Origin of the sequence: Mesorhizobium qingshengii, assembly GCF_900103325.1 — a bacterium.
GTDB lineage: Bacteria > Pseudomonadota > Alphaproteobacteria > Rhizobiales > Rhizobiaceae > Mesorhizobium > Mesorhizobium qingshengii.
On record NZ_FMXM01000034.1, the window covers coordinates 1 to 19,281 of the forward strand.

Consider the following 19,281-nt stretch of genomic DNA (forward strand, 5'->3'; position numbering starts at 1 on the left):
AGTCCGAGATAGTCGCCGATGTCCATGCGCGACATGGGCAGTTCGATCTGCCGCAACCCGCCTTGCCGCTCGGCCATGTCGACCAAGAAGGCGGCGACACGTTCGATGGCGTTCTGACGACCGAGGACCAGCAGGTGTTCCTGAGCTCTGGTCAAGCCCTTGAGCGCCAATGGCAACAACTGACGGGACATGTCCGTTCCAGCAGTGACGCGGAAGACGCGGACACCCGTGGCATTGATTGCTTCCGCGAAGAAATGGTGCGTCGTGTCGGCTTCGAAGCCGAATGTCTCTCCAGGCAGGTGGAAGGCGCTTATCTGCCGTCGGCCGTCAGCAAGCAGGCGGTAGACGCGCACGGCGCCGAACTCGATCTGATAGACGGCTCCGGCCTTCTCCCCGTGGGCATAGATCTCCGCGCTGGCGGGATAGAAGCTAAGCGGTTGCCGCAGTGTGGGCTCGAATGCCACAGGCGATGACAGGGCAGTTCTGGAGGCCGTGTAAGCGTGCATGGCTGTTTTCCCGGTTGATCCGTGACACACAAATCGCGCGAATCGGGGGGTGGCGAAATTCGGTTTTGTCCCTACGGGAAACTACCTAGGCTGACGGTTAGCATGGTGCCAATGCCGCTTCGGAGGTAGGGCGACGGCATGTCGGTCGTCCGGGTTGTTCCGCATGTGGGCGTCGAACATGGTTGCCTCGTCAGGGTGATCCTTCATGTAGTCGAAATAGGGGTTTCTGAAGTGCCGCTCGAAGGCAGGTTCGCCTCTCGCACCAGGTCTTCGGACCGGGTCCACACCCCAGGTGCTTGGCGGCCCAAGTTCGCCATTTGCAATTTGACTGCGACGGCGTGCCATCGTCACGGTCCGCATGCACTTGCCCGCAGCGTCGGTAACTGCGCGATACACGGTTGCCCAGCCGGTGCCGCCGAGCCCGATCGTGGTTACCTTCGGCCGTTCTTCGCGATAGCCCTGGTATCTGTCGTTGACCCTTCGCGGACACCAGTTGCGAAGATCAATGCCGCGAGCGCCCTGAACCCCTGCCCGGCGGTCATGTCCCTGGACGATCGCGAGGCGCCGGGTTGATGGGATCAACGCCAATGCCTTTTGACGCAGATCAACGACCGCCGGCTGCATCCAGACAAGGCTAGAAAGGAGGCGCTTGCGCCCGTCGTCTTTTCAGTTTGACTAGGAATCGACGAATGCCCAACGCTAAGGTCATCGATGACGGCGTCGAGCTGCTTGCCTCGAATGACGATTCGGCAGGCCGAATGCTTGTGCCGAGCCAGCCTGGGTCCGTCCTCCCGGCGATCATTCCTGCCGCCACTGTAACACGCCGCCGGCTTTGGCGCGCCTTGGCGCTGGTTGCGGTCGCCGCTGCGGTAACAGGCGGTTATTGGTGGCTGCATGCCATTCCTGGGCTGCCACCCGGGATCGCCTTCGGCAACGGCAGGGTCGAGGCAGACGAGATCGACATCGCGGCAAAATTTGGCGGCCGCATCGCCGCGCTCCTCGTTGATGAGGGTGATGTCGTCCGTGCCGGCCAGGTGGTCGCGCGGATGGACACGCAAGACCTTGAGATGTCGCTCCGCAAAGCCGAGGCACAGGTGCTTGGGGCCAATCGGATGCTCGACGAGGCGCGAGCCGGCGTCGAGCAGCAGAAAGCCCAGGCCAAGCTTGCCGAGCAGCAGCTCACGCGTGCGATTGTCCTCGTCGACAAAGGTTACGCGACAGCCGAGGTTCTCGACCAGCGTCAGCAGCAGATGAGCGCAGCCAATGCCGCGCTTGCTGCAGCCAGTGCGCGCGTGGGGCAAGCCGAACAGACGCTGGCGGCCGCCAGTCACGATGTTGACCTCTATCGGATCAACATCGCTGACAATTCGCTCGTCGCTCCTCGCGACGGCCGGGTTCAGTATCGCCTCGCCAATATCGGCGCGGTAATCGGTGCCGGTGGCAAGGTCTTGACCATGATCGACACCGGCTATGTCTACATGGACATTTTCCTGCCCACGGCGGAAGCCGGTCGCACGACTGTGGGTAGCGCCGCGCGTATCGTGCTAGACGCGGCGCCGGAACCCCCCATCCCGGCCAAGGTTGTCTTTGTTTCCGGAGAGGCGCAGTTCACGCCAAAAGCAGTGGAGACAAAGGCAGAGCGCGACAAGCTGATGTTCCGAGTCCGCGTGCGCGTTGACCCCAACTACCTGCGCATTCATGCGGCGGAGATGAGTTCGGGGCTTCCAGGGGTTGCCTACGTGCGCCTTAGCGGCAGTGCAGAGTGGCCGACCTTTCTCGCATTAGGCCCGACAGATGAGCCATCTCGCTAGTGTCATCGCTGTCGAGGGGCTCTGTCATTCCTACGGTCACAGGCTTGCGCTCGATGGCGTGACGCTCAGGATCCCGACCGCCGGGCTCGTCGGATTGATCGGCCCGGACGGGGTTGGCAAGTCGACTCTGCTCAGCCTTGTCGCCGGAGCCAAACGCATTCAGACGGGTCGCGTGGCGGTCTTCGGCGGCGATATGGCCGACCAGCGCCATCGTTCTGCCGTGTGCTCGCGCATCGCCTTTTTACCGCAGGGGCTCGGCAAGAACCTTTACCCCGATCTCAGCGTCCGGGAGAACATTGATTTCTTCGGACGCCTCTTCGGCGAGCCGGCCGGCGAGCGCGCCCGGCGCATTGACGCGCTGCTCGAGGCGACGGGTCTGGCGCCCTTTCCCGACCGCCCGGCCCGGAAACTATCGGGTGGCATGCGGCAAAAGCTCGGCCTTTGCTGCGCGCTCGTTCACGATCCTGACCTACTCATTCTCGATGAGCCGACCACGGGCGTCGACCCGCTGTCGCGCCGCCAATTCTGGGAGCTGATCGAACGGATGCGAGCGAGGCGGGCCGGCATGAGCGTCGTCGTGGCTACAGCCTATATGGAGGAGGCGGAGCGCTTCGACGAGCTCATCGCGATGAATGCCGGGCGAATCCTCGCTTCGGCCGCGCCGTCTGAACTGAAACGGCTGACAGGGCAGAGGAGCCTGGAGGAAAGCTTCATTGCGCTTTTGCCCGAGGCGGCTCGAGCTGGGCGTCGCGCGCTCTCCATTTCGCCGAGGCCACCGGTTGAACACGAGGCGGTCATCATCGCGCGTGATCTCACGCGGCGCTTCGGCGAATTCGTGGCGGTCGATGGCGTAAGCTTCGCCATCGAGCGCGGTGAGATCTTCGGCTTCCTCGGCTCGAACGGCTGCGGCAAGACCACGACGATGAAGATGCTGACCGGGCTGCTGCCGGCCTCCGACGGCAGGGCCTGGCTGTTGGGGCAGCCGATCGATGGCTCCGACATGCGGCTGCGCAGGCGTGTCGGCTACATGTCCCAGTCTTTCTCGCTCTACACCGAGCTGACCGTCAGGCAGAACCTCGATCTGCACGCCCGTCTCTTCCATATCGACGCAGACAGCGCGAAATCGCGCATTGCCTCGCTTGTCGAGCGATTCGGCTTCGGCCCTTATGTGGACCAGCGGGCATCGCAGCTGCCCCTCGGCATCCGTCAGCGTCTCTCGCTCGCCGTTGCCGTGGTGCACGAGCCTGAGCTCCTTATCCTCGACGAGCCCACGTCGGGAGTTGATCCGCTTGCTCGCGACACCTTCTGGGAGCTCCTCGTCGAGCTTTCGCGGCAGCAAGGTGTTACCATCTTCGTCTCGACCCATTTCATGAACGAGGCCGAGCGCTGCGATCGCGTCGCCCTCATGCACGGCGGCAGAGTGGTGGCCGCAGGCACGCCGACCGAGTTGGCCGAGGCCAAAGACGCAGCCAATCTGGAGGATGCCTTCGTCGCTTATCTCCAGTCAGCGGGCGGCGAAAGTCCCGGCCTGGTCAGCATGCCGCCAGAGGCTGAACGGCCCGTGATCTCTCCGTCCGCGCACATCGCACCGCGGGCTGGCTTCAGCCTGGGACGGTTTCTCGCCTATTCGTGGCGTGAGACGCTGGAGCTTTGGCGCGATCCGGTGCGGCTCGGGTTCGCCCTACTGGGCACCGCGTTCCTCATGGTTGTCTTCGGTCTCGGCATCAACACCGATGTCAACCAGGTGACTTTCGCCGCCTTCGACCGCGACAACACGCCGGAAAGCCGTGCCTATCTGCAAGAGTTCCGCGGATCGTCCTATTTTTCGGAACGCAAGACACTGGCCAGCTACGACGATCTCGATCGGGCGCTGCGCAGCGCCGCCTTCGCCCTGGCCATCGAAGTGCCGCCGGGCTTTGGCCGAGACATCCGGCGGGGGGCGGAGCCCGAGATTGGTGCCTGGATCGACGGCGCCATGCCTTTCCGTGCCGAAACTGTCCTCGGTTATCTCACTGGCCTGCATCAGCGATATGTCGCTGATCTTGCGGCCAAGGCCGGCAATCGGCCAGCGTCGCCAGGTGTTGCGACACGATTCGTCTACAACCAGGACTTCAAGAGCATCTTCGCCATGGTGCCCGGGACGATTGCGATGCTGCTCGCATTCATGCCTGCAATGTTAATGGCTGTCGGCGTCGTCAGAGAGAAGGAGCTTGGTTCGATCGTCAATCTCTACGTCACCCCCGTGACGCGTCTCGAATTTCTCCTCGGCAAGCAACTGCCCTACGTCATCCTCTGCCTGATCAGTTTTCTTACCCTCGTCGTAATGGCCATTTTTCTCTTCGGCGTGACGCTGAAAGGAAGCTTCTGGGCGCTACTTCTTGGCGCGTTGCTTTACGTGACGGCGATGACAGGCTACGGCTTGGTGATTTCGGCATTCACACGAACCCAGATTGCCGCACTCTTCGTTGCGGGTATCATGACCTCGCTGCCCGCCGTGCAGTTCTCCGGAATGTTGGCGCCGGTCTCCTCGCTGACGGGTTTTCCGGCCCTTATGGCGCATACCTTCCCGACGATGTATTTCCTACGCATCTCAGTCGGCACCTTCACCAAGGCGCTCGGCTTCCAGGAGCTTGCCGGAAGCCTGTTGGCGCTCGCGGTCTTCATCCCGATCCTTATCTTAATCAGTCTGGCGTTCCTGCGCCGCCAAGAGCTATGATGCTATGGAGCACCTGGCAAACATCTTCTGGCTCGGCACCAAAGAGTTGCGCAGCTTCTCGCGCGATTTCGTGCTCTTTGGCTTCGTCATCTACTCTTTCACATTGGCGGTCTATGCGCAGGCCGAAAGCCCGGCACAGGAGGCCCACAACTCTGCCGTTGCCATCGTCGACGAGGACCACTCAACGCTCTCGCGCGCGATTGCCGCGGCTCTGCTGCCGCCCTATTTCAGCCCCCCGACAGAGGTCGTCGCCCGCCAGATTGAGGAACTGATGGACACGGCTCGCAGCACGTTCGTCCTCGATATTCCGCCGCATTTCGAACGCGACATCCTGACGGGTCGCGGATCGGTCATCCAGGTCAATGTCGACGCTACCGCCATGATGCAAGCTGGGATTGGCGCCGGCTATCTCCAGCAGATCATCAGCCGCGAAATCGCTCGCTCCGCCACCGGTGCGGGACCCGCGCAGGCCGACCCAGTGGGCCTCGCTGTCCGCGTCGCCTTCAATCCCAATCTCAGCACGCAACTCTTCAATGCGGTCATGGCCATCATCGGCAATGTCAACATGCTGGCCATCATACTTGCGGGCGCGGCAATCATCCGCGAAAGAGAGCACGGCACGATGGATCATCTGCTGATCATGCCGCTAACGCCTTTTGAGATCGCGGCTGCCAAGGTCTGGGCGAACGGCCTGGTGATCACCGTTGCGGTCGGTCTGTCACTTTGGTTGGTGATAGAGACGCTGCTCGGAATTCGGATCGTCGGCTCCATTCCGCTGTTCATGGCGGGCGTCATGATCTATTTGTTCTTCGCCACCGCAATCGGTATCTTCCTGGGTACGGTCGCTCGCTCGATGCCGCAACTTGGCCTATTGTTCGTCCTGGTCGCTCTGCCAATGAACATCTTGTCTGGTGGCAACACGCCGCTCGACAGCATGCCGTCGTTCTTGCGAGCGGTGATGCAGTTATCACCCTCGACCCATTTCGTAAGCTTCGCCCAGGCTATCCTTTATCGAGGCGCCGGCATTGACGTGGTCTGGCCGCAGTTTGCTGCCGTAGGGATCGTCGGTGGCATATTCTTTGCCCTCTCAATCATGCGGTTCCGCAAGATCACCGCCGCCATGATGTGAGGTCGCGCAGGCATGCTCTCTCAGCGAGGTCAGCGTGCCGCGCGAGGTGCCAGACGATCGGCCAGAGTCCGTCGATGGGGAAAGGCGCAACGCGTCGCGCTGATTTTCATAATTCGTATGAACAAAGCCATGTTGTGCCGGGTCGCCTTGCCCAGCATGTGGATGGGTTCGTGCGCCATCTGAACAGAAGAGGAACATCTTCCTTGCCCGTCAAGACATAGGCACTGGCGCCCTTTGTCGTGCCCGCGGTGCTAGCGATGATCGTTGGTGTTGGACCGGCGATTTTGGCGGCTAGGCCGTCTGCGGCACGATCGAGGACATCCAGATCACCGGCGCCGCGATGTGGCAGGGGCGGTCACTGGGGCTGACAAAATTGGACAGCCATCCAAAAAACTGTATAGTGCTCAAATAAACGCCGGGGAGACAACGAACCGCCATGCAGGATCGCGACGTTATCGTGGTAGGTGCCGGTTTCGCCGGTATGTACATGCTTCACACTTTACGCCGACTGGGTCTCGCTACGACCGTGATTGAGCGCGGCAGCGGGGTCGGCGGCACTTGGTACTGGAACCGCTATCCAGGCGCGCGCTGCGACGTTGAGAGCATGAGCTACTCGTACTCCTTCTCGGAGGAGCTTCAACAGGAATGGGTCTGGCCGCACCGCTACGCCACTCAGCCCGAGATCCTGTCTTATGCCAACCATGTCGCCGACCGCTTCGATCTCAGGCGCGACATCGTGTTCGATACCGCGGTGACCGCAGCTGAATATGACGATTCGGAGAAGCGCTGGACAATCAGCACGGGTACCGGCCAGGCGTTTCGCGCGCGCTATCTCGTGATGGCGACGGGCTGCCTGTCGGTGCCCAAAGTGCCGGACTTGCCGGGTCTGGCCAATTTCAACGGACGCGTGTTGCACACGGCCGACTGGCCACGCGAGGGTTACGACTTCACGGACCAAACGGTCGGCCTCATCGGCACCGGCTCCTCCGGAATCCAGTCCATTCCGCTGATCGCTCGGCAAGCGAAGCACCTGACGGTCTTCCAGCGCACCGCCAACTACTCGATCCCCGCCTGGAACGGTCCGATCCCGGAAAAGCGGGAATCCGAGATCAAGTCGAACTACCGCGCCCTGCGGCAAAAATCTCGGGCCTCCTATGCCGGTGACTATGCCGACGAATATTACGTGTCGATCCTTGAGCTTTCGTCGGAAGAGCGCACGGAGCAGTTCGAGAAGCGGTGGCAGGAAGGCGGCTTCAATTACCAGTACGCATTCGCCGACGCGATGGTTTCGGAACAGGCCAACGAACTGGCAGCCGAGTTCGTGCGAAACAAGATCCGCGCGATCGTCAAGGATCCGCAGGCGGCGGAGATCCTCTGCCCGAAGGACCACCCCTTCGGTGCCAAGCGCCTGTGCGTCGACACGCAGTATTATGAGACCTACAACCGCGACAATGTCAGCCTTGTCGATATCAAGGCCGACCCGATCATCGAGATCACCGAAGGCGGCCTGCGCACCGGTCAGGCCAATTACCATTTCGGAGTTCTTGTGCTGGCGACAGGTTTCGACGCGATGACCGGCGCCTTGACCAAGATCGACATCCGCGGCCGCCACGGTGTGCTGCTCAGGGAGCGCTGGCGCGACGGACCGCGGGCCTATCTGGGCGTTGCGGTCACCGAATTCCCAAACATGTTCGTCATCACCGGGCCTGGCAGCCCCTCCGTGCTCGCCAATATGATCCTGGCCTGCGAGCAACATGTGGAATGGATCGCACAGCTGATCGAGCACGCCGAGGAGAATGCGCTCACCGAGGTGGAAGCCGACCGGGAAGCACAGGAACAATGGGCGCGGCAGGTGACTGAAAGCGCCAGCAAAACGCTCTACGTCAAGGCAAACTCCTGGTATCTCGGCGCCAACGTGCCCGGCAAGGCGCGGGTCTTCATGCCCTATGTCGACGGATTCCAAGTTTACAGCCGGACCTGCGACGCCATCGCCAAGAACGGATATCCCGGCTTTCACCTGAGATAGGCCATGTCGAAAGCTTCACCCCTGTCTGTCGCTGCCGAATGGTACGAAATCTCGCAGATCGGCGCGGGCGTGAGCCGTATCCTGGAACGCCATGTCGCGCCTTGGATGCGCTGCAATATGTGGCTAATCCACGGTCGCGACCGCGACCTGCTGGTGGACACCGGTATGGGACTGAGACCCATCAGGCAGGAGCTCGCGGCACTGCAGGGCCAGGCAGTGCATGCCGTTTGTACGCATTGCCATTTCGACCATATGGGCTGCGCCCACGAGTTCGAAGTGCGGCTGGGCCACGCCTCGGAAGCCTCAGCCTATGCCGGGCCTGATCTGGACAACAGCTGCGCGCGGGCCTGGATCGGCGCCGAACTGCTGACCGCGCTTCCTCATGAAGGCTATCTGCTCGACAGCTACCGGTTAACGCCGGCGCCGCTTACCGGTCACCTCGACGAAGGCGACGTGCTGGACCTCGGCGACCGCGCGTTCCAGGTGTTGCACCTTCCGGGACATTCGCCAGGCTCGATCGCACTCTACGACAAGGCGACGAAGACGCTGTTCAGCGGCGACGCGATCTACGACGGGCAGCTGATCGACAATGCTTGGCACTCCGACCCGGAAGCCTTTCGCGAGTCGCTCCACCGGCTGCGCGAGCTGCCGGTGGAAACCGTACATGCCGGCCACTTCGGCTCATTCGGCAGCGAACGGCTTGTCGAGCTGATCGATCTGTATCTGGCAGGCGCCATGCGGGTCGCGAGGATCGACGAATGGCTAAGCGCGCAGTCGGTGCCGGCATGAACGCCGCGCACTTTATGATCCAGGTGCGGGATCTCGACCGCGCCGTCGCCTTTTACGAAAAGGCGCTGCTCTTCGTGGAGGTCGACCGCCACCGCTATGACGGCGCAACCTTGGTCTACTTGCGCGGCCGCGGTTCGCCCTTCGAGATCGAGCTGATAGCACCCGACGACTGGCCTTATGCCGAGCGGCCGGAGCCTGGCCGTAGTCACATCGCCTTCACCGTCAGCCATCTCGAAGACGAATGGGAGCGGCTGCAGTGTATCGGAATCGGGGCCGGTCAGATCACGGACCATGCCGCCAACGGCGTTCACCAGACGCGCTACTTCTATTTCGCGGATCCCGAGGGCAACCAGATCGAGTTCTTGGAAGCGCACGGCCGCTATGCCGCCGAGGAGGAAAAGTGACATGCTGAACCAGATCCGCAACATCGCTGGCGAAGGCTTTACCGATGATCCGACCAACAGCTGCACGCCGGACGGCATGTTCTATTTCGACGAGAGCATCTATCAGGCGGAGATCCGCCACATCTTTGGCCGGAGCTGGCTCTATTTCTGTCACCAGTCGCAAATTGCCAATGCCGGCGACTACATGGTCGGCGACATCGCTGGGCAGTCAGTCTACGTGATCCGCAGCAAGGTCGGCCAGATCCTCGGTTTCTTCAACGTCTGCCAGCACCGTGCACACCAACTGCTACAGGGCAGCGGTAACGTTCGCAATGTAATGCGATGCCCCTACCATTCCTGGGTCTACGACATCGAAGGCAATCTGCGTGGCGCACCGAAGGCCGAATGCGTGACTGGGTTCTCGAAAGAGGCGGTCAAGCTCTCGCCGATAGCGGTCGAGGTGATAGGCGGCTTCGTGTTCGTAAACCTCGACAGCAGCGCCGTGCCGCTCAGCAAGGCCGTCCCTCATTTCGGCCAGAAGCTGCTGGAGATGTGCCCGGAAGCGCCAGAGCTGAAATACGTCAAGCGGCAGGATTTCGAGATTCGTGCCAACTGGAAAGTGGTGGTCGAGAACTTCTTGGAAAACTACCACAGTTTCTTTTCAGGGCCGGCGCATGGGCAGCTCTCGGACATCATCGACCAGGACACCTATGCCTCGACGATCGAAGGCAAGGTGATCGAGTTCCTCGGCAAGGGGGGCAAAGCCGAGAAACTGCCCTATGAACTCCATGAAGGGCGCAAGTTCACCGGCCGCACTATGGGCTTCCAAATCGTGTTCCTGTGGCCCAACGTAGCGTTCGTATTGCTACCCGGTGCCAATATGATGCTGGTGTTTCTTGTCAACCCTACCGGCCCAGAGACGACCGTCGAGCCGCTGCTCTATTTCGGCCTTGACGAAAAAATGGATCGCGGGACCGAAGCTGCCGTCGACTGGTTCAACAATCGCCTTGGTCCTGAAGACGTGGGTCTGGTGGAAAGCGTCCAGCGCGGCGTGCACTCGCTCGGATACAAACGCGGCCGCCTGATGGTCGATCCCGCCCAGGCGGAAGCCTGGAGCGAACATTTCATTCATCACTTCAATATGCTGAACATACAGGCACTACAGGACGGCGCGTGAGACGCCGTCATCCCGACAGGCCAGCGACGGTGCCCTTGCGGCGCCCGCTGGCCAACTGATCATCGACAAAGGCTTCCAGCTTGGCGATTGCTGTAGAATTCGAGGCACCGTCTATGGTGCGCCCCCGGCGGAGCCAGAGACCATCAATGTAAAGTGCAACTCCTTCAGCGATTTCGGCTGCTCGCCTATCACTCGTAAGTTGGCGAAGCGCGTGTCTGAGATTGCTCTCAAGGCGTCGGTCTACAGCGTTCTGAAGCCGTTCAAACTCGGGATGCTGGCCAATGGCCGCGTAATAGCTGACCCAGGCACGGGCCGTATCGCGAGTAAATAGGTCGCTCGCGAAGTTGCTGGCGATGATCGCGCTGACCCGTCCGCGGGGGGATTTCGCCTGGCGGAGCCGCCGTGCCGTATCCTGCGAGATGAGGAAGGTGGCCTTGCGTACCACGGCACTGACCAGCGCGTCCTTGCTGGTGAAATAGTAATTGACGATGCCGTGTGACATACCGGCCCGCTCGCCAATGCGAGCCATCGTCATGCCCTTCAGGCCGTGCTCCAGAAAGGTAAGATAGGCGGCGTCGATTAGCTCTCGGCGGCGGATTTGTTCGATGCTGGTCTTGCTGATGTGCATGCTAAGGCAGTCTCCGGCGTCGAGATAGCATTAAGCGATCTGCAATGTAACCTTTCCGATAGCCTGCCCTGTTTCCAGGAAGGCGTGCGCATCGCCCGCCTGGGCCAGCGGGAAGGTTGCCGCGTGCTGGATTTTCAGTCGGCCTTGCGCTACGAGGGCCAGCACTTGTCGCACGATGGCCACCTGTTCCATAAGTCTGCTTTGCAGCCCCTTCCACATCGGGGTCAGCATCATTACGTTCATGATGCTGAGGTTCAAGTTATAGGCAGTCGAATCGGCATCGTCGCCCGGTGTGCCCATCAGGGTCACCACCCGGCCATATTCACTCATGGCTCGAAAAGTTCTTTGCATCACCTGCGCGCCGGCATTGTCGAAGGCGACATTGACGCCTCTCGACCAGCCAAGGGCCGCCTCGACGAAGTCCTGCTCGCGATAGCGGATAGCAAGCTCGGCACCGAGTTCGTTGACCAGAGCGGCTTTCTGGGACGTGCTTACGGTGGTGGCGACCCTCCCGCCGCGCAAGGCGGCTAATTGAATGGCGATATGCCCGGTTCCGCCAGCTCCACCATGTATGAGCACGAACTCGCCAGCCCTGACCTGCGCACGATCGTATAGCGCTTCCCAACAGGTGATGCCGACCAGCGGCAGGGCGGCGGCGGTGAGGTCGTCCACCGAATCGGGCACGCATGCCAGTTGCCATTCTGGCACCACTGCCGCCTCCGCGTAGGTGCCGAACTCGTCCCCGATGCCGCCATTGCAGAAGCACACTCTGTCGCCAATCCGGACTGAGCTCACCTGGTCGCCGATGGCCTTCACGGTTCCCATCCCGTCGTGGCCGAGTACCAGCGGATTGTCCCCGCAGACATAACCACCAAGCTGGCGAAAAAATACATCCGCTGGATTGAGCGCCGCAGCCCGCAGTTCCACCAAGACATCATCAGGACGGCGCGGCCATCGCAGCTCGATATCCCGCATCTGCAGAACTTCGGGACCGCCTTTTGCGGTTGCGACAACGGCCTTGATCTTCAACGGGCTACCTTTCGAAGCTGGCGCGCGTACCAGAGCATTATAACGCTCATGCAGACAAAGACGGTCAGAGCGAGAATCACGGACGCGACGGCGAGTCGAGGTGTCCCGGCAGAGCGCAGGCTCAGCCACATCAGGACAGGCAAGGTCTGGGTGTCACGGTCTGTCAGAAACAGCGCCATCACGAATTCATTCAGGGAGATTACGAAGGCGAACAGGGCTGATGAGATGATTCCGGTGGAAACCATCGGCACCACGATCTCGAAAAAGGAGCCAATAGGTCTTCCGCCTAGGTCATAAGAGGCTTCGACAACGCGATAGTCGACAGTCCGGAAGGTGGCTTCCATCAGCATGAAGACAAGCGGCATGGCCCAGAGGGAGTGGGCGATCATGACCAATTCCCGTGACCCGTAGAAGCTGTAAGATCCCAGCTGGACCCCTCCGAAAGCGATCGCGACCCCCAAGCCGAGTACGACGCCAGGCATGAACAGAGGCATCATGATCAACATGTACCAAAACGTGCGAAACGGAATCTGGTAACGTTCAAAGGCCCAGGCGGCAAGAATGCCGGCCGTGGTGGAAATAGCCGTTGTCCCGAGCGCGATGACGATGCTGTTGATCAGTGCGTCCATCCATTGAGTGCTGCCAAAGAAATCGGCGTACCAGCGCACGGACCAATCAGTGATCGGAAATCGGATCATCGCCGCGTTGTTGAACGACATCACCAGCGTGATGAGCACGGGGATCAAGATATAGAGCACCAAAAAGCCGGTGAATGCCCAGCTGAGTACACGCAGCACCCTGGGCTCGAGGCGTTGTTGCAATGTCGCTTGGCGTGCCAGGTTGATCTCAGACATGGAAAGCGGACCGCTTGGACATCAGCGACCGCGTCAGCAGCATCGCCGCAGCAACGCCGATGACAAGCAACATCGAGAACGCGGAAGCGAGCGGCCAATTGTGCTTGCCTAGCATCTGCTCCTGGATCAGGAAGCCCATGGTCCAGAGAGTGTCGGGCCCGAGCGCTGATGGCGTAGCATAGGTACCCATCGCCCAAATGAAGGATTGCGAAAACGCCACGAGCAGACCCGTTCTTGTTAGCGGGAAGAGCACTTCCCGGAATGTTACAAGAGGCGGCGCGCCAAGATCCGCGCTCGACTCCAGTATCTGCTCGTCTATTCCATCCAGGACCGACAACAGAATGAAGAATGCGTAGGGCAGCGTCACATAAACCAGGCCCACGAATGCAGCGAATTCGGTATACATTAGGCTGAATTTGTCGGTGATTAGCCCTGCGGAAAGCAGCGCTTGGCTCAATAGCCCGTTCTTCGGAAAAAACATCCACCAGCCGAAGATGATGGCGATCTCGGATATCAGGAGCGGGCAGAGCGCCAGTCCTACGAAAAGCAATCGCCAGCGGGCCGGTTTCAGCCAGGCCAGGATCGCAAAGGTGTAGCCGATTGCGACGCTGAAGAAAGAGGCGACGAGGGCCAGTTGCACGGTGGTCCAGATCGCTTTCGAAAAGAGCGGGTTCGTAAACAGCGTTCGGTAGTGTTCGAAAGTGAAGCCCGGTACATACAGACGCTGATCGACGTGGAGATTAAAGCTCATCCGTGCCATCTGGAGTGTAGGTAAACCAAAGAACACCAGCACAATCACCAGTGCCGGCGCGATCAGGAACCACGGTACCACCGGCTTGCGGCTGGCCCTGACGGGCACGTCCGTCGCCTCGCTGATGGAACTGTCGGTTTGGGCGAGCGTCATTGAAACACTTTCATGTCTTCGCTCCCCCAGCCGATTTCGACCTCATCGCCCAAACCCTTGGCGATTCGACCGGGGTGATCCGCGAATATCTCCAGCGCGCCGGCCCTGAGGTGATAGCGAAAAACGTCACCGAGAAACTCCACGAAATGAAGTTCCGCTTTCAAGGTGTTTGGTGAATTGGCGGCACTACCGCCAATCTTGACGCGGTTTGGCCTTACGTAAACCCGCCAGTCTCCATCTGCCAGGCCCTTGCCAAGGCGAATATCAACCGCACGCCCTTGCTTATCCGCAGTGATCCCCGAGGTGACGCGCAGGGGCATGCAGCAACTTTCGCCGATGAAATTGTAAACGAACTCGTTGGCGGGATCGTGAAATACCCGCTCGGGCTTGTCGATCTGCTCGATGCGACCGCGATTCATAACCGCGACGCGGCTTGACATCGCCATTGCCTCGCTCTGGTCATGCGTGACGTAGATTGCGCTGAAACCGAGTTCATCATGGAGCCGCTTGATCTCCGCGCGCAGTTGCAGGCGCAGCGACAAATCAAGCGCCGAAAGCGGCTCGTCGAATAAGAGCACGGCTGGTCGGACCACGAGCGAGCGCGCCAGCGCCACCCTCTGTTTCTGCCCGCCCGAGAGTTGGCCGGGATAGCGGTCCTCGAAGCCTCTTAGCCGCACGGTCTCAAGCACTTTCGCGACCCGCTCATCGATCTCGTGCTTCGGGACTTTGCGCATGCGCAGGCCATAAGCCACGTTCTCCGCAACCGTCTTGTGGGGGAACAGAGCTCCAGATTGGAAAATCGTCGCCGTGTCGCGATTATAGGGAGGTTGTTGATCGATCCGCTCACCGTTGATACGGATCGATCCGGACTGAATCTCCTCAAATCCACCGATCAAACGAAGCGTTGTCGTCTTGCCGGATCCCGACGGACCTAGAAGGGTTACAAATTCGCCGCGGCGTACCGTCAGCGAGACATTGTCGACCGCCACGACGGCGCCGTAGCAGCGCCGGACGCGGTCGACTTCAAGTGCCAATCCAGAATCCATCGCCATCTTCGGTCCTTTTCGTGGGTCTGTCCTTGACGCCCGTGCCGACCGACCGCTCCATCACAGCGGCTTCATCGCAGTGACCGCCCTCGCTTAGCTGGCAGCGCACCAGAGTCATGTCGTGTCGGCACACCCTGAACACCATCATAGCCGTGACGAAGGATGAAACCGGAGTTCGTTACTAGCCCGTTGTCCTCGCGATTGTCTGCTTCATACGGTCGTCATAGGCTTGATAATCAGCATTAATCTTGTCCCAGCCATCCATTGTGATGAGTTGGAACATGCGGTGGAAATCTTCGTTGGCGGCAGGATAGTTGTTCCACTGAGGCGGTACGGTTACATCCTTGCGCGCCATGAATATTAGGGACTTGGAAAGGAACCGATCCTGGGTTTCTTTCTCGAGCATGTAGTTCATGAATAGATCTGCAAGGTCCGCATGCCGCGTTCCGCGTACTTTGAAGTACCAGTCGGTCCATGCAGAAGTCCCCTCCGCCGGAACCTTGACGACGTACTCGTCGGGGCTTTGCGTCAGAAAAGTATAGGCGTCCGAGGAGTAGCTCATCGCTGCGTCGGCATCGCCTTGGTTCAAAATGTTGGCCTGCTCGGCACCATCTTTGAACCATTTCGCGATCTTCAGTTGATCAAGCTTGGCGAAGAGTGATTCTGCCGTGGTCATGGCATACATTTCATCCAGCCCCGGCGAGGTCTTGTCCATTACGGCCGGCACCGACAGTGTCCACCACCAGGCGGCGCTATCGGCCGTCACTTTCCCGGCCAGGCGCTGGTCCCACAGAAGGGCCCAGGAAGTCGGATCGATGCCCAGAGCCTTGCGCGCCAGCAACATGCAGGTCCCGCCTCCAAAGGGGATGCCATAATCCTTGGCCCTGTCCGGTCGGGTCTCATAGAACCAGGGATAGACCGCCTTCAGGTTGGGTATCTTGGTTGCATCGGTCTTCTGATACAAGCCCTCGGCAAGACCAGCTGAGGAAATGTATTCCTCCCCCACGCTGACGTCGAAGGGCGGGTTGTCGGCGGGAGCCGCCTTGATTTGGCTGACAATCTGATCCCAGCCGCCGACGGTCTCGGCCTTGGTGTTGTAGTGCGCGTTGAAGGGATCGATCACCGTCTCCCTGAAGACCTGCTCATAATTGCCCGACCACGAAACCGCGATCAGGCTCTCGCCCTCGAATGCCGCCTTGGCCGAGGTCACCAGGGCGCGCCCTATGATGGCGGGAGCGCCGAGAAAAGCCGCGCCTGCCGCGACCGCCTTCAAGACTGTCCGACGGCTCATGCCGCTGTTGGTCCGCTTCTGCGTCATTCCAGCACTCCTTCTGTTGGACGGCGCCTGCCGTCGAAAATGGGATGGCCATCAAATTGCACTTTTCGATCAAGTAGCAGAAACACGAGAAAATTAGCCGGCGCCGATGTAGCAGCTTATGCCGCAACGGCCCGGCGGCGCAGGCTTAGCCGGTCACTTGCGCCTTCCGTTCGCCCTGGGGCCAAAATCCCTCGATCCGGACCCCTTTCTGTTCCAGGATCGGGCGCATCTCCTCAAAGCTGGCGCGATAGCGATAGTAGGGGATGCTCGGGATCATATGATGGATCAGGTGATAGTTCTGCCCTTGCAGCAGGAAGTTGGCCCCGGGAAAAATCGACACCCGACTGTTCCTATAGCGGCCAATCTCGTGATGATCGTGATGCGGCGTCCAGGTGAAGAAGGTCAGCATGACCGTTTGACCTATCCACCATGGGATGAACCACAGGAACAACACTTCACGCCAAAAACCCGCTGCCAGGGCCGCTATCAAGATGGCGGCGTAGACCGAAAAGCTCACGGCCGTATAGACAACCTCACGTGGCGTGCAATTGAACCGTTTGCATTGCCGATACTGCTGGATCGGGTTGAAATAGTTCAGCAGCGCATGCGGAAGGCGCAGGAAAACCCAACCGAGAAAGCTGCCGCGGGCATAAATGTCGGGATCGTCATCATGGTTGGTATGCGAATGATGCGCCATATGCTGTCGCTTGTGCTGATGGTAATTCAGCCAAAGCGGTGCGCAGGCGATAACGCCGGCGACCGGATCGATCCAGCGCAAGCTCTTGCGGCGTGAGCTGATATTGGAGTGCACCGCTTCGTGCACCACGGTGTAGAGCGAGTAGAGCACCACCAGATTGCAGAAGAAGGCCGCCCATATCGGGATCGTGCCCACGATCGCAAGCGCGGTGGATAATGTGAAGATCACCAGCAGGCTCGCTTCGAGGAGCAGCGTTCGGCCACCGAAATCGGGCGTGTGACGTCTGCCGATCTCCGCCTCTTCCCTGACTGTCGAGGTGACTGTTGCCATATGGCTACTCACTGGATGACAAAAAAGAAAACTGGATGACCATCCAATTACGATATTGCACGGAGCCGAGTCAAGGGAAAGCTGCTCGTGCTGCTGTGCGCACGAGACAGGCTTTGCTTGCCTCAAGCACTCAATGCGAGAGATTGTAACTGTTTATGCGCCGCATCTTGTCGGTCGCGACGAGGGTGAATGCAGGCGGCTGCAGGCAAATGCCGTCAACAGGCTCAAATTCGAACAGTGGCTTAGGCGGCTGCCGCAATGCGTGGCAAAGCGGCAGGAGCAAGCGGAGGACGGCCGAGAATCTTGTCGGCGGCCTTCTCTGCGATCATGATCGTCGGGCCGTTGAGGTTGGCGCTAATGATCGTGGGCATGATCGACGCGTCTACCACCCTTAGTCCCTGCAGCCCGCGCACTCGAAGATCGCTGTCGACCACGGCCTGGTCGTCGTTGCCCATCTTGCAGCTGCAACTTGGATGAAACTCGGTTTCCGCGGTCTCCCGCACCCAAGTGTCGAGCTCGGCGTCGGAGCGCAAGTTGGCGCCCGGCGCGACCTCCTCTCCCAGAATATCAGCCATAGCCTGCTGATTCACGATGTCACGTGCGACACGGATTCCCTCGCGCATCTCCTGTCGGTCTTTCTCTGTCGACAGGAAATTAAACTGGATCCGGGCCTTCTGGCGTGGATCAGCCGAGGCAAGCGTAATTCGGCCACGACTCTCCTGCCGAAGCTGCGAGCAGTGAAGCATGAAGCCCTCTGCGAGGCTGACCTTGCTGCCTGCGTAGTCGAACAACACGGGGCTGAGGTGAAACTGCAGGTTCGGCCAAGGCGCGGTCTCGTTGCTGCGGATCAGCCCTCCAATCTCGAAAATGTTCGAAGACACGATGCCGCGTTTTGTGAAGATCCACTGAACGCCCGCCGCAAAGCGGCGTACGGGATCGCCCAGCCATGCCAACGACACCGGGCGCCGGCACGTGAATTTCAAGGAAATATCGAGATGATCCTGCAAGTTACGTCCAACGCCATCCAGTTCGTGTCTGATCGCGATTCCGTGACGGGAGAGCTCGTCGCCGGGGCCGATACCCGAGAGCATCAGGAGCTGTGGTGAGTTTATCGCTCCACCTGAAAGGATCACCTCGCGAAGCGCCCTCACCGCGACCATTCGCCCCCGGGTTTCGAAGGCAACCCCCACTGCTCTTGTGCCTTCCATTAGAACGCGATGTGCTAGCGCGCCGGTGACCACGGTGAGATTGGGACGCGAGAGAGCCGGGCGGAGATAAGCGACTGCGGCACTGCATCGCCGGCCACCCTTGCGCGTGCTGTCTAGCCGGGCAAATCCTTCGGGCCCAGCGCCGTTTAGATCGTTCGAAATCGGAAATCCGGCCTCTGCCGCCGCACCGAGAAAACTGTCGAAGATCTCCAGTGGCAGCGTGCCCCGACTGACCCCCAACGGACCGTCGTCGCCGCGATAGACATCGGCGCCGCGGTCGCTGGTCTCAGACTTTCGAAAGTACGGAAGGCAATGGGCATAATCCCAGTCCGGCATGTCGTTGCCGGCCCAGCCATCGTAGTCGAGCGGGTGCCCACGCAGGTAGACCATAGAATTGATAGACGAGGATCCTCCAAGCACCCGGCCCCGCGGTACCGAAATGCGCCGACCGTTCATGTAGGGCTCGGGCTCGCTAGCATAAGTCCAGTTCGTGCGCGGATCGAGATAGGTACGATAATATCCGGCAGGCATCGTCATGAAGAGGCCACTGTCCTTGGGACCAGCCTCGAGCAGTAGCACGCGGTTGTGCGGGTCGCTGCTCAGCCTGTTGGCCAGCACGCAGCCAGCCGAACCACCGCCGACAATGATGAAGTCGAAATCCCGCCGTTTCATGCGAACATTGCTCCGTTGTGTCTTTGAGAAGGCTTAGCCCGCTGCAGTTCCAAGGGTT

General features: G+C 60.2%; 16 protein-coding genes. 7 read left to right on the forward strand and 9 right to left on the reverse strand.

The window, feature by feature from the left end; all coding sequences use genetic code 11:
* On the reverse strand, nucleotides 1–506 hold a 506-nt coding region (locus tag BLS48_RS31700), incomplete at its 3' end, for a cyclic nucleotide-binding domain-containing protein (RefSeq protein WP_091576186.1).
* Nucleotides 507–1,195: 689 nt separating this feature from the next.
* Here BLS48_RS31700 and BLS48_RS31705 point away from each other — a divergent pair.
* The 7 genes from BLS48_RS31705 (at nucleotide 1,196) to BLS48_RS31735 (ending at nucleotide 10,537) form a co-directional block, all read left to right on the forward strand.
* Nucleotides 1,196–2,317, forward strand: a complete 1,122-nt coding sequence (locus BLS48_RS31705) for an HlyD family secretion protein (RefSeq protein ID WP_244529992.1) — start codon at nucleotides 1,196–1,198, stop codon at nucleotides 2,315–2,317.
* The gene (gene rbbA / locus BLS48_RS31710) at nucleotides 2,301–5,033 is read left to right on the forward strand and encodes a ribosome-associated ATPase/putative transporter RbbA (RefSeq protein WP_091586191.1); all 2,733 of its coding nucleotides are present in this window, start codon (nucleotides 2,301–2,303) and stop codon (nucleotides 5,031–5,033) included. Before BLS48_RS31705 ends, rbbA begins: the two co-directional genes overlap by 17 nt.
* A gap of 4 nt (nucleotides 5,034–5,037) precedes the next feature.
* On the forward strand, nucleotides 5,038–6,162 hold the full coding sequence (locus BLS48_RS31715; RefSeq protein ID WP_091586193.1) for an ABC transporter permease: 1,125 nt from the start codon (nucleotides 5,038–5,040) through the stop codon (nucleotides 6,160–6,162).
* Between the two features lie 436 nt (nucleotides 6,163–6,598).
* Entirely contained in the window at nucleotides 6,599–8,188 is a 1,590-nt protein-coding gene (locus tag BLS48_RS31720) for a flavin-containing monooxygenase (RefSeq protein ID WP_091586195.1), read from the forward strand.
* Between the two features lie 3 nt (nucleotides 8,189–8,191).
* The gene (locus BLS48_RS31725; protein WP_091586197.1) at nucleotides 8,192–8,977 is read left to right on the forward strand and encodes an MBL fold metallo-hydrolase; all 786 of its coding nucleotides are present in this window, start codon (nucleotides 8,192–8,194) and stop codon (nucleotides 8,975–8,977) included.
* Complete coding sequence (locus BLS48_RS31730; protein ID WP_091586199.1) at nucleotides 8,947–9,381, forward strand: VOC family protein; 435 nt, start codon at nucleotides 8,947–8,949, stop codon at nucleotides 9,379–9,381. Before BLS48_RS31725 ends, BLS48_RS31730 begins: the two co-directional genes overlap by 31 nt.
* Nucleotide 9,382: 1 nt before the next feature.
* Nucleotides 9,383–10,537, forward strand: a complete 1,155-nt coding sequence (locus tag BLS48_RS31735; RefSeq protein WP_167365325.1) for an aromatic ring-hydroxylating oxygenase subunit alpha — start codon at nucleotides 9,383–9,385, stop codon at nucleotides 10,535–10,537.
* 7 nt (nucleotides 10,538–10,544) lie between these two features.
* Here the strand turns inward: BLS48_RS31735 and betI are convergent, their stop codons facing one another.
* The 8 genes from betI to BLS48_RS31775 form a co-directional block, all read right to left on the reverse strand.
* Nucleotides 10,545–11,165, reverse strand: coding sequence for a transcriptional regulator BetI (gene betI, locus BLS48_RS31740; protein WP_091586202.1), 621 nt, complete (start codon nucleotides 11,163–11,165; stop codon nucleotides 10,545–10,547).
* Between the two features lie 30 nt (nucleotides 11,166–11,195).
* On the reverse strand, nucleotides 11,196–12,194 hold the full coding sequence (locus BLS48_RS31745; protein ID WP_208604703.1) for a zinc-binding dehydrogenase: 999 nt from the start codon (nucleotides 12,192–12,194) through the stop codon (nucleotides 11,196–11,198).
* Entirely contained in the window at nucleotides 12,191–13,048 is an 858-nt protein-coding gene (locus tag BLS48_RS31750; RefSeq protein WP_091586204.1) for an ABC transporter permease, read from the reverse strand. The genes BLS48_RS31745 and BLS48_RS31750 overlap by 4 nt, the downstream gene beginning before the upstream one ends.
* Nucleotides 13,041–13,952, reverse strand: a complete 912-nt coding sequence (locus BLS48_RS31755; RefSeq protein ID WP_091586206.1) for an ABC transporter permease — start codon at nucleotides 13,950–13,952, stop codon at nucleotides 13,041–13,043. The genes BLS48_RS31750 and BLS48_RS31755 overlap by 8 nt, the downstream gene beginning before the upstream one ends.
* Nucleotides 13,949–15,004, reverse strand: a complete 1,056-nt coding sequence (locus tag BLS48_RS31760) for an ABC transporter ATP-binding protein (protein ID WP_091586208.1) — start codon at nucleotides 15,002–15,004, stop codon at nucleotides 13,949–13,951. Before BLS48_RS31760 ends, BLS48_RS31755 begins: the two co-directional genes overlap by 4 nt.
* 175 nt (nucleotides 15,005–15,179) lie before the next feature.
* Entirely contained in the window at nucleotides 15,180–16,316 is a 1,137-nt protein-coding gene (locus BLS48_RS31765; protein WP_091586210.1) for an ABC transporter substrate-binding protein, read from the reverse strand.
* Between the two features lie 145 nt (nucleotides 16,317–16,461).
* A complete protein-coding gene (locus tag BLS48_RS31770; protein WP_091586212.1) occupies nucleotides 16,462–17,343 on the reverse strand; it encodes a fatty acid desaturase in 882 nt (293 codons plus the stop codon).
* Nucleotides 17,344–17,585: 242 nt separating this feature from the next.
* The gene (locus tag BLS48_RS31775; protein ID WP_091586214.1) at nucleotides 17,586–19,223 is read right to left on the reverse strand and encodes a choline dehydrogenase; all 1,638 of its coding nucleotides are present in this window, start codon (nucleotides 19,221–19,223) and stop codon (nucleotides 17,586–17,588) included.
* Nucleotides 19,224–19,281: the final 58 nt, after the last annotated feature.

Excerpts from the sequence above, each read along its gene's own strand:
- BLS48_RS31735 (WP_167365325.1), top strand. The coding sequence starts at position 9,383 with ATGCTGAACCAGATCCGCAACATCGCTGGCGAAGGCTTTACCGATGAT.
- BLS48_RS31720 (WP_091586195.1), top strand. The coding sequence starts at position 6,599 with ATGCAGGATCGCGACGTTATCGTGGTAGGTGCCGGTTTCGCCGGTATG.
- BLS48_RS31725 (WP_091586197.1), top strand. The coding sequence starts at position 8,192 with ATGTCGAAAGCTTCACCCCTGTCTGTCGCTGCCGAATGGTACGAAATC.
- BLS48_RS31775 (WP_091586214.1), bottom strand. The coding sequence starts at position 19,223 with ATGAAACGGCGGGATTTCGACTTCATCATTGTCGGCGGTGGTTCGGCT.
- rbbA (WP_091586191.1), top strand. The coding sequence starts at position 2,301 with ATGAGCCATCTCGCTAGTGTCATCGCTGTCGAGGGGCTCTGTCATTCC.
- BLS48_RS31765 (WP_091586210.1), bottom strand. The coding sequence starts at position 16,316 with ATGACGCAGAAGCGGACCAACAGCGGCATGAGCCGTCGGACAGTCTTG.
- BLS48_RS31750 (WP_091586204.1), bottom strand. The coding sequence starts at position 13,048 with ATGTCTGAGATCAACCTGGCACGCCAAGCGACATTGCAACAACGCCTC.
- BLS48_RS31715 (WP_091586193.1), top strand. The coding sequence starts at position 5,038 with ATGGAGCACCTGGCAAACATCTTCTGGCTCGGCACCAAAGAGTTGCGC.
- betI (WP_091586202.1), bottom strand. The coding sequence starts at position 11,165 with ATGCACATCAGCAAGACCAGCATCGAACAAATCCGCCGCCGAGAGCTA.
- BLS48_RS31705 (WP_244529992.1), top strand. The coding sequence starts at position 1,196 with ATGCCCAACGCTAAGGTCATCGATGACGGCGTCGAGCTGCTTGCCTCG.
- BLS48_RS31755 (WP_091586206.1), bottom strand. The coding sequence starts at position 13,952 with ATGACGCTCGCCCAAACCGACAGTTCCATCAGCGAGGCGACGGACGTG.
- BLS48_RS31770 (WP_091586212.1), bottom strand. The coding sequence starts at position 17,343 with ATGGCAACAGTCACCTCGACAGTCAGGGAAGAGGCGGAGATCGGCAGA.
- BLS48_RS31730 (WP_091586199.1), top strand. The coding sequence starts at position 8,947 with ATGGCTAAGCGCGCAGTCGGTGCCGGCATGAACGCCGCGCACTTTATG.
- BLS48_RS31760 (WP_091586208.1), bottom strand. The coding sequence starts at position 15,004 with ATGGCGATGGATTCTGGATTGGCACTTGAAGTCGACCGCGTCCGGCGC.